The organism is Chryseobacterium nakagawai (genome assembly GCF_900637665.1).
Lineage (GTDB): Bacteria > Bacteroidota > Bacteroidia > Flavobacteriales > Weeksellaceae > Chryseobacterium > Chryseobacterium nakagawai.
The window spans coordinates 832855-845887 of the sequence record NZ_LR134386.1 but is presented as its reverse complement, the minus strand read 5'-3'; the positions used below and the strand labels follow the sequence as shown (position 1 = coordinate 845887).

General features: G+C 35.2%; 13 protein-coding genes. 2 read left to right on the top strand and 11 right to left on the bottom strand.

The genetic code is table 11. The features are described from left to right. Positions 1–101: 101 nt before the first annotated feature. The 10 genes from EL260_RS03845 to EL260_RS03800 all read right to left on the bottom strand — a co-directional run bounded on the left by EL260_RS03845 (position 102) and on the right by EL260_RS03800 (position 8558). Entirely contained in the window at positions 102–515 is a 414-nt protein-coding gene (locus tag EL260_RS03845; protein WP_123858924.1) for a PaaI family thioesterase, read from the bottom strand. A gap of 5 nt (positions 516–520) precedes the next feature. After that, on the bottom strand, positions 521–835 hold the full coding sequence (locus EL260_RS03840) for a hypothetical protein (protein WP_123858923.1): 315 nt from the start codon (positions 833–835) through the stop codon (positions 521–523). Positions 836–924: 89 nt separating this feature from the next. Then, the gene (locus EL260_RS03835) at positions 925–2058 is read right to left on the bottom strand and encodes a 3-hydroxyacyl-CoA dehydrogenase NAD-binding domain-containing protein (RefSeq protein ID WP_123858922.1); all 1134 of its coding nucleotides are present in this window, start codon (positions 2056–2058) and stop codon (positions 925–927) included. A gap of 123 nt (positions 2059–2181) precedes the next feature. Then, positions 2182–2982, bottom strand: a complete 801-nt coding sequence (locus EL260_RS03830) for an enoyl-CoA hydratase/isomerase family protein (protein ID WP_123858921.1) — start codon at positions 2980–2982, stop codon at positions 2182–2184. Positions 2983–3139: 157 nt separating this feature from the next. After that, positions 3140–3604, bottom strand: coding sequence for a 1,2-phenylacetyl-CoA epoxidase subunit PaaD (paaD, locus tag EL260_RS03825; RefSeq protein ID WP_123858920.1), 465 nt, complete (start codon positions 3602–3604; stop codon positions 3140–3142). A 252-nt stretch (positions 3605–3856) separates the two neighbouring features. Next, the gene (gene paaC, locus EL260_RS03820) at positions 3857–4606 is read right to left on the bottom strand and encodes a 1,2-phenylacetyl-CoA epoxidase subunit PaaC (protein ID WP_123858919.1); all 750 of its coding nucleotides are present in this window, start codon (positions 4604–4606) and stop codon (positions 3857–3859) included. A 107-nt stretch (positions 4607–4713) separates the two neighbouring features. Then, positions 4714–4995: a 1,2-phenylacetyl-CoA epoxidase subunit PaaB gene (paaB, locus tag EL260_RS03815; protein ID WP_034679196.1), complete on the bottom strand. Its 282-nt coding sequence runs from the start codon at positions 4993–4995 to the stop codon at positions 4714–4716. Between the two features lie 137 nt (positions 4996–5132). Further along, positions 5133–6071 carry a 1,2-phenylacetyl-CoA epoxidase subunit PaaA gene (gene paaA, locus EL260_RS03810; protein WP_123858918.1) on the bottom strand — a complete coding sequence of 313 codons (939 nt, stop codon included), beginning with the start codon at positions 6069–6071 and terminating at the stop codon, positions 5133–5135. Positions 6072–6156: 85 nt separating this feature from the next. Further along, positions 6157–7242, bottom strand: a complete 1086-nt coding sequence (locus tag EL260_RS03805) for a 2Fe-2S iron-sulfur cluster-binding protein (RefSeq protein ID WP_123858917.1) — start codon at positions 7240–7242, stop codon at positions 6157–6159. Then, positions 7242–8558: a phenylacetate--CoA ligase family protein gene (locus tag EL260_RS03800; RefSeq protein ID WP_123858916.1), complete on the bottom strand. Its 1317-nt coding sequence runs from the start codon at positions 8556–8558 to the stop codon at positions 7242–7244. The genes EL260_RS03805 and EL260_RS03800 overlap by 1 nt, the downstream gene beginning before the upstream one ends. 513 nt (positions 8559–9071) lie before the next feature. Here EL260_RS03800 and EL260_RS03795 point away from each other — a divergent pair. Further along, complete coding sequence (locus EL260_RS03795; RefSeq protein WP_123858915.1) at positions 9072–9290, top strand: hypothetical protein; 219 nt, start codon at positions 9072–9074, stop codon at positions 9288–9290. A gap of 48 nt (positions 9291–9338) precedes the next feature. On the opposite strand, the gene EL260_RS03790 is transcribed toward EL260_RS03795, so the two are convergent. Then, a complete protein-coding gene (locus EL260_RS03790) occupies positions 9339–10001 on the bottom strand; it encodes a TetR/AcrR family transcriptional regulator (RefSeq protein ID WP_228445297.1) in 663 nt (220 codons plus the stop codon). Between the two features lie 278 nt (positions 10002–10279). On the opposite strand from EL260_RS03790, the gene clpB reads away from it, so the two are divergent. Continuing rightward, a complete protein-coding gene (gene clpB / locus EL260_RS03785) occupies positions 10280–12874 on the top strand; it encodes an ATP-dependent chaperone ClpB (RefSeq protein ID WP_123858914.1) in 2595 nt (864 codons plus the stop codon). Positions 12875–13033: the final 159 nt, after the last annotated feature.

The window sequence follows — 13033 nt, the reverse complement described above, 5'->3', positions numbered from 1 at the left end:
ATTTGAAAATGAAACTATTTGAGAATTTGAAAATGTCTGATAGTAAGATTTAAAGAATACAATAATTTTCAAATTACCCCATCTTCAAATTTTCAAATTCTTTATAATTCTGTTACTTTTTTCCCGATTTTATATACTGTTCCTACAAACTTAGCAATCAGCTCATTGTTCTGATTAGTGATCTTAATATCATAAACTGCTGTTTTTCTGGTATCATTCACCAAAATACTTTCTGCTCTGAAAATATCTCCTTCTTTTCCGGCTTTGGTAAAATTGATGATGCAGTTTAAAGCTACAGCTGCATCTCCTGTATTATTAGAAGAAAATGCCAGTGCAGAATCCGCAAAAGCAAACGTTACTCCTCCATGAACGGTTTTAAGTCCGTTAATCATATCTTTTTTGATAGGCATTTCTATCAAGCAATAGTTTTCTTTAACCTCAATCATTTTGATATTCATCCACTGGGAAAAATAATCCTGATTGAACATATAGTCTGCTAACTGTCTTGGATTCATTTCTACTATTCGTTTATTATTTCTTCGTACAATTCATCCGATAATTTATCGTAAACACTCATTGTTTTACCTAAAATGACCTGTTCATATGAAAGGTGGGTATCGGTGTTTTCAGAGGTGTTTTCTCCTTCATACATTGCGTTTAAATCAATTCCATTTTCATTAGCTAGTCTTTGAATTAACGTTCTGTATTTTTCATTAAACTTCCCCAGCAATTCAAGCCTGTCCTGACTATCCATGGAAGAAGCTTCCTCAGTTAAATACTGTTTTTCAATGAGAAGCCTTGTTTCCAATTCAGCTCTGAATTCTTCTATATTCATAATATTAATTTGAAAATTAAATAAATTTGAAAATTTGAAAATGAAAACCTGTTATAATCAATTTTCAAATTGGCACATTCTCAAATTATCTAATTCATTTTACGAAGCAAAGGACTTTGTCTGTACCTTTCTTCCTGATATTCGTCGTAAAGGTTCTGTAAGGTTTCAGAAATTTTTGAATACCCGATTTCCAGTCCCCAACCTAACAATCCTTTTGGATAATTAACTCCTTTTTGCATCGCCAGTTCAATGTCTTCATCATTGGCAACGCCTAATCTTTTTGCTTCTACAGCTTCATTGATTAACATTGAAATGATTCTTAAAAAGATCTGTTGATAAAGGGCATCATCTTTTTGTGCTTCTTGCTTTACAGCTCCTTCATTATAATCATAGAATCCTTTTCCTGTTTTTCTGCCATGAAGTTTAGCTTCAGACATTCTCTGTTGAAGTAAAGAGGGCTTATATTTAGGATCATAGAAATAATCTTTATAAACCGTTGTTGTTACGGCAAAGTTTACATCTACACCAATAAGATCCATTAATTCAAATGGTCCCATTTTGAAGTTTCCTAAAGTCTTCATTGCTTCATCTACCTGTTCCGGTGTTGCAATGTTCTCTTCTACAATTCTTAATGCTTCACCATAATATGGACGAGCAATTCTGTTGACAATAAACCCTGGAATATCTTTAGCAATTACGGGCATTTTCCCCCATTCTTTCATGAGGTTGTATATTTTTTCCGCTAAAGTTTTTTCTGTTAATAAGGATGGAATTACTTCCACTAAAGGCATCAACGGAGCCGGATTGAAAAAGTGTATTCCGATGAAACGCTCCGGTTTCTTTAGTTCTGCACCAAGAGAGGTGATAGAAATGGATGATGTATTGGAACCGATGATACAGTCTTCGGAAACATAGGCTTCCAATTCTGTAAAAACTTTAGTTTTGATTTCTTTGTTTTCAATAATTGCTTCAATAATCAGTTCACAATCTTTGAAGTCTTTCAATTCTGTAGCAATGGAAATATTTGCTAAAATTTCAATCATTTTTTCTGTTGAAATTTTCTGCTTATCAACCAATTTGGTTAATGTTTTTTCCAAACCTACGGTTGCCGTTTCTACTTGTTTCGGATTGGCATCGTAAACCCAAACCTTGCATCCGTTTGTTGCGGCTACTTGTGCAATGCCGATTCCCATTGTTCCGGCACCGATAATTCCTACATTCATAGTTTAAAAGTAATGTAACAACGTATCAGTTTACCAATGTAACAATTTTGTCAAAAAAATTGAATTGCCGAAGCATTTATATGTATTGGTAAACTGATACACTGGTAAATTGTTATATTAATATTATTTCCCTTTATAATTAGGTTTTCTTTTCTCTAAAAAGGCATTTACACCTTCTATGAAGTCTTCTGTTTCTGCAGCTTCCTGTTGCAGATCACCTTCAAGCTCTAATTGTTCTTTTAAAGTATTGTTGTATGAATTTGCAAAGGCTTTTTTTGTTAGCTTAATCGCTGCTGTTGGCATATTAGCCATTCTTTCAAGGATTTCCATAGATTTTGGTCCAAACTCATCTTCAGAGAAAACCTCAGCTACAAGCCCATGAGCTTTAGATTCTTCAGCAGATAATTTTTTGCCTGTGAATGCTAAATAATTCGCCAATTGTCTACCTAAAAGTTTCGGTAAAAAATAAGTACCTCCTGTATCAGGAATCAAACCGATATTTGAAAATGCCTGCGCAAAATAAGCTTTGTTATTGGCCAACACGAAATCACAGATTAATGCTAACATTGCTCCCGCTCCTACTGCAGGACCGTTTACTAAGGCAATAACCGGCTTTTTACAACGGGTAACTTCCATTACCAATGGGTTATAATAGTCTACCACAATTTTTCTAATAATATCCTGATCATGGTGTTCTTTACCTACAGCAAAAGCTTCTTCAAGGTTTTGACCTGAACAAAATGCCCTTCCTCTTCCGGAAATGGCAACGCATCTTACAGTTTCATCCTCACTGCATTCTTTAATGAAATCTTTCAGATCTCCTAAAGCCGGCTTAGTAAGAGCGTTCATTGTTTCAGGCTGATTAAGAAACGCGATTTTAAGCTTTCCGTCAAAGTGCGATTCAATATCGAGTTGTGTATACATAGTTTTGTATTTTATTTTTAATAGTGTACTAATTTAATAATATAAATCAATGTAACCGTCTATCAATTTAACAATCTAGTCTTATCATCGTTATGTTTTGCATAGTCCGTAAACTTTAGAGTTAAAATTATACTTTGACTTATTGTTATCTTATCTGTTAGTGACATTTAAAATAATCAAAAGGTTCCAGACAGTCTAAGCACTGATAAGAAGCCTTACACAAGGTAGACCCAAATCTGCTGATCTGTTTGGTGTGCTCAGAGCCACAACGTGGACATTTTTTCGGTTTCCCGATGTGATGTTCATCGGCTCCTTTTTCGGGGGGTGTAATTCCGAAAGCACGGAGCTTTTCTCTCGCTTCATCTGTCAGCCAATCTGTTGTCCATATCGGAAACATCTTGGTGACTACTTTTGCTTCCCATCCGTTTTCCTTCATGATCTTCATGATATCTTCTTCAATGGTAAACATTGCCGGGCAGGCTGAATAGGTAGGAGTGATTATCACCTCACAGGAGTTTTCTCCTGTGATTTGTGCCTCTCTTACAATTCCTAACTCCACAATGTTAATTACAGGAATTTCCGGATCGGGAACTAGTTCTAATATTTCTAAAGGATTTTTCAATCTCTTATTATTTTTCTTCTAAACATTAATAAAACAACAATTAAAACAAGATCTGCAACAATCAATATTTTATTCTGTCTTATATCCTGACATAAATCTCTTTTGGTTATTTGTGAAATACAGTCCCCGGCATTATTGGTTTCATACTTTAAACTAACTTGTGTGTTAATGATTCCAAAGTAAAATATGGGGATTAAAATAACCAAAATGATTATCAATATTTTAAAATATTTTTCCTTCAAACCACACTTTTTACCAATTACAACCTGGATATGCTCTCTGCATATACTGAAGTTCACAAAGGATAAATCCAAAGTATTCTGTATGATATCCGGTTCTTGATTTTGGCTGCATAAACGGATTGGTTGGATATTCTAATCCGAAAGTCTGGAAGTCTTTTTCTGTAATGGCAACAAACTCTTTGTACAAGTCATCAACATTAGGAACGATATTCAACACAGCAAGATCATCTTCTCCTTCTGATTTAGCAAACAGACCTTTGGTATATTCCCAGATGTTTTCGATGGCTTTTTCCAAACGTTGGCGGCTTTCTTCGGTTCCCTGAGCAAAAATCTTCATCCAGGATGCCGTATGAGTATAGTGATATCTTACTTCTTTTAATGATTTTTGAGCAATCGCCGAAAGCTCTTCATCTGCAGAGTTTGATAATGCTTCGTACATCAATTTCTGATATATAGAGAAAACATATACTTTAAGGATTGTCTGTGCATAATCTTCATTAGGAAGCTCTGTCCAGTGTGCGTTTAGATACTCGTGCTCATATCTTAAGAACGCAATATCATCCTCGTTTTTGCCATTGTCAATCACTCTTGAAGCATACACATAAAAGTTATTAGCCTGGCCCAGTTCATCCAACGCAATATTCGTTAATGCAATATCCTCCTCTAAGTAAGGTCCCTCACCGCACCATGCAGACAAACGCTGTCCCATAATGAAACTGTCATCTGCTAGTTTTAATAAATAATTATATAATGGGTTCATTGTTAAATAGATTTGAAGACCAATAGATAATAGACGGATAGATAATAGATAGGTAAACTTTAATGTCTTTTATCTATTCGTCTATTATCTCCAAGTCTTATTCTTAATTACATATTTTTTACGTCGTTTGGAATATCGTAGAAAGTCGGATGACGGTATAGTTTGTCATCTGCAGGATCAAAGAAAGCTTCTTTATCTATTCCTTCTGAAGTTACGATATATTTACTTGGAACTACCCAAACAGAAGTCCCTTCTTTTCTTCTGGTATAAACGTCTCTTGCGTTCTGCAAAGCCATTTCTGCCGTTGGTGCCTGTACAATTCCAACGTGTTTGTGAGATAATCCCGGTTTAGTCTGAATAAACACTTCCCACATATCTAAATTTGCCATAGTCAAATTAATTTAACAATGTATCAATGTACCATTTTACCAATGAGATTCTTCATGAACTACGTTTGTAAACCTTTAGTTTATGTTAAGAATGACAATTGATTGTTACATTGTTACATCGGTATATTGTTACATTATTATATTACTTCGTTTTGTTGTTTCTCTCCAAAAGCTATTGCAGCTTCTTTTACCCAAGAATTCTCTCTTTGCGCTTTTCTCTTGGTTTCGATACGCTTCTTATTACAAGGGCCGTTTCCTTTTAAGATTTCCATGAATTCATCCCAAGGAAGTTCTCCAAAATCATAATGTTGTCTTTCCTCATTCCATTTCAGGTCTTTATCCGGAACAGTTAATCCTAAGAACTCAGCCTGAGAAACGGTAACGTCAATAAATCTCTGACGAAGACTGTCGTTACTTTCTCTTTTTACTCTGTAGTTCATAGAGATTTTAGAGTTTGGAGAACTGTCATCGTTTGGTCCAAACATCATCAATGCCGGCCACCAGAAACGGTTTAATGAAGCTTGAGCCATTTCTTTTTGTTGCTTCGTACCACGGCAAAGAGCCATCAGGATTTCATATCCTTGTCTTTGGTGAAAAGATTCTTCTTTACAGATCTTTACCATCGCTCTGGAATAAGGACCATAAGAGTTCCCCATCAACATTACCTGGTTCATAATCGCTGCACCATCAACCAACCAACCAATCGCACCAATATCTGCCCAGCTTAGTGTCGGATAATTGAAAATACTTGAATATTTTGCTTTTCCTTCCAGCATATCATCATAAGTAGCATCTCTGTCTGCTCTGATACTTCCGTCTCCTAAAGTTTCTGTTGCAGAATAAAGGTATAAACCGTGTCCTGCCTCATCCTGAACCTTAGCAAGAAGAGCCATTTTTCTTCTCAATGAAGGCGCTCTGGAAATCCAATTGGCTTCCGGTAGCATTCCTACAATTTCAGAATGCGCGTGCTGTGAAATCTGACGAACCAATAGCTTTCTGTAATCATCAGGCATTACATCTTTTGGTTCTACTTTATTTTCTTCGTGAACGTATTGAACAAATTTTTCTAAGTCCATAATTTTTTCAATTTAGCAATGTATCAGTCTAGCAATGTACCAATGATTGTTACACTGGTAAATTGTTATATTGTTACATTAATGTTTAAACATCATAATTAAGCATCACCACATTCGTTGTCGGGTGACATTGACAGGTAAGAACGTAACCTCTGGCTACTTCGTCTTCGGTAAGTGCGTAGTTCTTCTCCATGAAAACTTCTCCTTCTAAAACTTCCGCTTTACACGTACAACACACTCCTCCTTTGCATGCAAAAGGCACAGGAAGGTTATCTTTCAATGCTTTATCTAAGATACTCTCTTTTTTAGAATTAAGGTGGAATGAATATTCATCATCATCAATAATTACCGTTACCATACTTTCTATGTTGGCAATCGCTTTGAATTCGTCACTCATTTCCTCCGTATTTTCTTCATCAGGAGCCGTGAAGTATTCAAACAAAACCTGGATAGCAGGTACTTTTTTATCTTTCTTTAAATAATCCGCAATACCTTTAATCATTTCTGAAGGGCCACAAATGAAATAGGTTGCTTCTTTTACATCAATCTCGGTATATCTTTCAAAGAGCTGATCTAATTTTTCAGGAGAAATTCTTCCTTCAAAAACAGGATCTTCGTGTTTTTGACGACTTACTAAATAAATCACTTTAAGTCTCCCGTTGAACTGTTCTACCAATTTTTCTATTTCAGCTTTTCTCAAAACATGATCCATACTTCTGTTACTGTAAAACAGATAAGCATTACTGCTAGGTTCCTGATAAAGACTTTCTTTAATATTGGATAAAACCGGAGTAATTCCACTTCCAGCCGCCAATCCTATGTATGTTTTTACGTTTGTTGGGTGATAAGAAGTATTGAAACCACCCATTGGAGGCATTACTTCCAGCATTTCATCCATGTGAAGATGCTCATTGAAATATCCGGATACTTTTCCTCCCTCAAGCAACTTTACTAAAACTTCCAGTGTATTGCTTTTTTCACTTGGAGCATTGCAGATAGAATAAGAACGTCTCTCTTCATTTCCGTTGATTGTCATTCGGAAATTAAGGTATTGTCCTTGTTTGAACCTGAACTTGTCTTTCAGTTCTTCAGGAATCTCCACTGCTACACTTACAGCATCTGAAGTATCCTTCTGAACCTTTACAGTTTTAAGTTTATAAAATGAATTCATTATTTTTTTAGTATTCTATTAATTTTTCCACCTTCGCACTTCGGCAAGCTGTCCTGAGCATGAACTTTCACTTTTGTAGTGATCCCTACTCTCTTTTTTATTTCATTTTCAATATTCTTTCCGAAGCTTCCGACAAAATTAAAATAATCATCGGTATTGGCTTGTATTTTTTGTGTATTTACCAGTTCATCATCAATTTCAACATCAATATCCAAAGCGACACACATATGTTCTTTTTCAATGGGAGTTAAATAATAGTTGGGAACCACCCCTTTTACATGGGAAAATGCCTCTTCAATCTGACTTGGGTATACATTTACTCCCCTTACAATCAGCATATCATCTGCTCTGCCAACAATCGGCTTCATTTTCACCATGGTTCTTTTGGCATTTTCATCGTAATAGAGACTTGTAATATCATTCGTCCAATAACGCAGAAGCGGCATCGCTTTTTTTGTTAAGGTTGTTATGACCAATACTCCCTCTTCTCCGAACGGGACAGGCTGTTTAGTAACAGGGTCCAGAATTTCAGGATAAAAATGGTCTTCCCAGATATAAGCTCCTCCTTTCTCTTCAAAATCTTCCATAGAAACTCCAGGACCAATGATTTCGCTCAAACCATAAATATTGGTGGCATGAACGCCTAATCTTTCTTCAATGTGGCCTCTGATAATTTCTGTCCACGGTTCTGATCCCAATACAGCATACTTAAGACTGATTTCATCAGCAGAAATTCCTCTTTTAGCAAACTCATCGGCAATGGTAAGAGCATAGGATGGTGAACAGCAGATCACTTCAGGTTTAAAATCTACAATAAGATCTACCTGTCTCGCTGTCATCCCTCCCGAAATAGGAAGAACACTCATTCCTAACATTTCTGCACCGTAATGAAGCCCTAAACCTCCGGTAAAAATCCCATAACCATACGCATTATGTAACTGCATTCCCGGTCTTGCTCCTGCTGCATTTAAGGATCTAGCTACCACTTCACTGAAAAGTTCTACATCTTCTTTAGTGTACCCTACCACTGTAGGTTTTCCTGTAGTTCCGCTTGAACAGTGAATTCTCTGAAGTCCAGATTTAGGAACCGTAAATAATCCGAATGGGTAATGGTCTCTTAAATCCTGTTTGTAAGTAATTGGAAGTTTCGTGATATCTGCAATTGACCTTATATCCTGTGGAGATATCTGCAATTCATCAAACTTTCTTCTATAAAATTCCGATTTCTCGTTCAGATAACCCATGAGATTTACTAAGCGGTCGGATTGAAGCCGTCTCAACTGACCCAGCTCCAGATATTCAACTGAAAAATCCATAAAACTAACTAACATTTGTTAGGTGTAAATTTAAAAAGATTTTGGAAGCTGACAAAATTTTTATGATTTTCGTCATATTTTGAATGATTCTAAATAATAAAATAAATAATTGTAGGAATTAAGTTATTGATGATGTGTAAAAAAAGTGAATATAAAAAGCCATATTTCAATCTCGCAAAACTATATAGCAGTGCAGAAATAAAAATTGGCATTATGATCCATATATATGTCAACAAAAAATCCGACTGTATTACATAATTTCCAATATGCATCATAGCAAATACTAAACTATAAGTATATATGATAAGAAAGGGATTTCTTTTATAAAAAATCTTTAGAGCATTAGCATATCTTTTACTCACAAACCAAATTATACAACCAATTATTACCGCGATCAGAACTCTTAGAAAGAAATAATTTCCAGTATCATATTGATTCTCGACAGGAAAAAACGTATTAATGGCATAAAAAGATAAAATACATGTTGAAAAAGAGAGATTAATTGGTGAAAAAATGAGTGGTAATCTAAATGCAATTTCCTCGATAATAGGAATCAATGAACAGGATAGTAAAAGAATCTTAAGATCTGGCTGGGCAATGCTTTTCTTTAAAGTTGTTACAATAAAAAACTCATCAGCAAAAATGAACAGTACCCTTAAGACGAAAACGAAAAAAAATAAAAATAATAACCTACTGATGGCTCTTCCAAAAGAACCATCAAGCATTTCGTAATTGGGTCTATAGATAAATTTAAGAAAATCTGTAACTCCAAAAAAAGAACTATCTCTTTTCATTTCCTAACAAACCATAAAGGATCTTATCCCTTATTTCCTCAGTGATCTCATCAGTAGAATCACTACTTCTTTTGAACCAGAAGTAAGAATTATTTAGGGTATGAAGAATAAATCTGGTTGTAAATGATGGAGATTTCAATTCCCAGTTTTCCGCTTGATAAATTTCTGAAATAAGCGCTTCAACTTCCTGTTGGTAGTTTTTCCTCAACTCTATAAATTCAGGAAGTCTTTCTTCCAAATGCCTCCATTCTATGGAATAAATGTGAGTAACATCACGGTTTTTAAGAACAACGGAGAGGTGCTTATCCAAAAACAAATTCAGTTTTTCCTTTGGGGCAATATCTGTATTTTTCACTTCCTGAAGCTCATCGAAAAACTCCTGTGCAATACCAAAACAAACCCACTCCAGAATTTCTTCCTTTGAACGGATATGTGCATACAGCGATGCCGCCTTGATATTAAGTTTCGTAGCCAGATCTCTTACCGAGCTCCCCATATAGCCTTTCTCTTTGAAAAGTTCTACAGCTACATCTAATATTTTCCTTTGTTTTTCTTTAAGTTCCATCTGTAAAAATGCAAAAGTAATTATTCTGAAATAAATTGAATACTGGAATCCAGCAAATTCAATGAATTTAAAATTTAATTTCACTCCTATTTTTCTTTAAGCTGACTATTTGTTCATTAATTTCAGAGGAAATTTTATAGAATCGGAAATCTTGTCAAGTTAAATTATCGTTAAAAATACATAATCCGGAAATTTTGTCCTTTTTTTTTGTAAATTTAATAATTGAACAGTTTTTGCGATACAGTCATCGATTAAATGATTAAATAATTGATTGGCATTAAGAAACTGAGCCTGAAAATTTAGTTTCTTGATGTTTTTTAAAACTAAACTTTAAACAAATCCTTACCAAAAATATAGAAAATATGAACTTAAACCAATATACTGTAAAATCACAGGAAGCTATCCAGGCAGCACAACAAGTTGCTATGGAATTAGGTAACCAAAGTATTGAACCTCAACATCTCCTTGAAGGAATCTTCCAGGTGGATGAAAATATATCGCCTTTCATATTAAAGAAATCTGAAGCTGATGCCAATTTAGTAAGAGAGCGAAATCGTGAAAGTTTAGAAAAGCTCCCAAAAGTACAGGGAGGGAATATCTATCTTTCACAATCTGCAAATAAAGTATTGCTGGATGCACCCAATATCGCTAAAAAAATGGGCGATGAATATGTAACAATTGAACATTTATGGTTATCTCTTATCGAAACCAGCTCCGAGGTCTCTCAAATGTTGAAAGACATGGGAGTAACCAAGAAGCTATTAGAAGGTGCTATTAAAGAATTAAGAAAAGGAAGTAAAGCTACTTCTGCAAGTTCAGAAGAAACTTATCAGTCCTTAAATAAATATGCTAAAAACTTTAACGAGTTAGCAGCTGAAGGAAAGCTGGATCCGGTAATCGGACGTGATGAAGAGATCAGAAGAGTATTGCAGATCCTTTCCAGAAGAACAAAAAACAACCCTATTTTGATTGGAGAGCCCGGTGTGGGTAAAACAGCTATCGCTGAAGGAATTGCCCATAGAATTATCAATGGAGATGTTCCGGAAAACCTGATGGATAAAACATTATATTCATTAGATATGGGAGCTTTGATCGCCGGTGCAAAATACAAAGGTGAATTTGAAGAGCGTCTGAAATCTGTTGTGAATGAAGTAATCAAATCTGATGGACAGATTATTCTTTTCATTGATGAGATCCACACTTTAGTAGGAGCCGGAGGTGGTGAAGGTGCTATGGATGCCGCCAACATTTTGAAACCTGCCCTTGCAAGAGGCGAATTAAGAGCTATCGGAGCAACTACTTTGAATGAATACCAAAAGTATTTTGAAAAAGATAAGGCATTAGAAAGACGTTTCCAAAAAGTAATGGTAGAAGAACCGGATACTGAATCTGCGATTTCTATTCTTCGCGGAATTAAAGATAAATATGAAGCTCACCATAAGGTAAGAATCAAAGATGAAGCGATTATTGCTGCGGTAGAAATGTCTCAAAGATATATCTCAGACCGATTTTTACCAGACAAAGCGATTGACCTTATCGATGAGGCTTCTGCTAAATTAAGAATGGAAATCAATTCAAAGCCAGAAGAATTGGATGTTTTAGACAGAAGACTAATGCAATTGGAGATTGAATTGGCTGCGATTTCAAGAGAGGGCAATCAAACTAAAATCGATCATTTAAAAGAAGATATCTCTAAGATTTCTGAACAGAGAAACGAGATTAATGCAAAATGGTTGAAAGAAAAACAGAAAAGTGAGGATCTAACCCAGATCAAAAAAGATATTGAATCTCTGAAACTAGAGGCAGAAAGAGCTTCCAGAGCCGGAGATTATGCCAAAGTAGCGGAAATCCAATATGGAAAACTTCGTGAAAAAGAAGATGAGCTTTCCAAAGTAGAATTGGAAATGCAAAACCATCAGAATGAACTTATCAAAGAGGAAGTAACTTCTGAAAACATTTCTGAAGTCATAGCTAAATGGACGGGTATTCCTGTAACCAAGTTATTACAGTCTGAAAGAGATAAATTATTGCATCTTGAAGCAGAACTTCACCACAGAGTTGTGGGACAGGATGAAGCCATAGAAGCCGTAGCTGATGCAATCAGAAGAAATAGAGCTGGATTAAGTGATGATAAAAAACCAATCGGATCATTCTTATTCTTAGGAACAACCGGTGTTGGTAAGACTGAGCTTGCAAAGGCATTAGCTGAGTTCTTATTTGATGATGAAAACAATATGACCAGAATTGATATGAGTGAATATCAGGAACGTCACAGTGTTTCCAGATTGGTAGGTGCCCCTCCGGGATATGTAGGATATGATGAAGGAGGTCAATTAACTGAAGCGGTAAGAAGAAGACCTTATTCCGTAGTGCTTTTGGACGAGATCGAGAAAGCACATCCGGATGTTTTCAACACATTACTTCAGGTTTTAGACGATGGTCGTTTAACAGATAATAAAGGCCGTGTAGTAAATTTTAAAAATTCAATTATCATCATGACCTCGAATTTAGGTTCACATCTTATTCAGGAGAATTTTGAAAACTTAACTGAAGAGAACCAGGATGAGATTGTAAATAAAACTAAAGTTGAAGTTTTTGATTTGCTAAAACAAACCTTACGTCCGGAGTTCCTGAACAGAATTGATGAGATTGTACTGTTCCAGCCTTTAAGAAAGAAAGAAATCGGAAAAATCGTTCAGTATCAGTTGAGAGGGTTTAATGAGATGTTAGCAAAACGTAACATTATCATGACGTTCACTCAGGATGCAGTGGATTATCTAATGGAAAAAGGATATGATCCGGCATTCGGGGCAAGACCTTTAAAAAGAGTCATCCAACAAGAAGTATTGAATAAGCTGTCTAAAGAAATCCTTGCAGGAAATGTAAATGACGGTGACAGAATTACCCTGGATTACTTTGTAGAAACAGGGCTGGTATTCAGACCTACTGAACAATAAAAGAATAAAGTAGTTTTTTTCATATACATTAATTTTTGTAGATAAGTGCTGTAGAGAAATCTGCGGCACTTATTTTTTTAATTTAAAAGCACATTTCTTATTAATTTATATCTTTATATTGTGAAATATAATTAAATTTACTTTTCAAACAAATTAATA

What these genes read in the sequence shown, in the direction of transcription:
- EL260_RS03845 (WP_123858924.1), bottom strand. Translation starts at nt 515, where the DNA reads ATGAATCCAAGACAGTTAGCAGACTATATGTTCAATCAGGATTATTTT.
- EL260_RS03840 (WP_123858923.1), bottom strand. Translation starts at nt 835, where the DNA reads ATGAATATAGAAGAATTCAGAGCTGAATTGGAAACAAGGCTTCTCATT.
- EL260_RS03835 (WP_123858922.1), bottom strand. Translation starts at nt 2,058, where the DNA reads ATGAATGTAGGAATTATCGGTGCCGGAACAATGGGAATCGGCATTGCA.
- EL260_RS03830 (WP_123858921.1), bottom strand. Translation starts at nt 2,982, where the DNA reads ATGTATACACAACTCGATATTGAATCGCACTTTGACGGAAAGCTTAAA.
- paaC (WP_123858919.1), bottom strand. Translation starts at nt 4,606, where the DNA reads ATGAACCCATTATATAATTATTTATTAAAACTAGCAGATGACAGTTTC.
- paaB (WP_034679196.1), bottom strand. Translation starts at nt 4,995, where the DNA reads ATGGCAAATTTAGATATGTGGGAAGTGTTTATTCAGACTAAACCGGGA.
- paaA (WP_123858918.1), bottom strand. Translation starts at nt 6,071, where the DNA reads ATGGACTTAGAAAAATTTGTTCAATACGTTCACGAAGAAAATAAAGTA.
- EL260_RS03805 (WP_123858917.1), bottom strand. Translation starts at nt 7,242, where the DNA reads ATGAATTCATTTTATAAACTTAAAACTGTAAAGGTTCAGAAGGATACT.
- EL260_RS03800 (WP_123858916.1), bottom strand. Translation starts at nt 8,558, where the DNA reads ATGGATTTTTCAGTTGAATATCTGGAGCTGGGTCAGTTGAGACGGCTT.
- EL260_RS03795 (WP_123858915.1), top strand. Translation starts at nt 9,072, where the DNA reads ATGAGTGGTAATCTAAATGCAATTTCCTCGATAATAGGAATCAATGAA.
- clpB (WP_123858914.1), top strand. Translation starts at nt 10,280, where the DNA reads ATGAACTTAAACCAATATACTGTAAAATCACAGGAAGCTATCCAGGCA.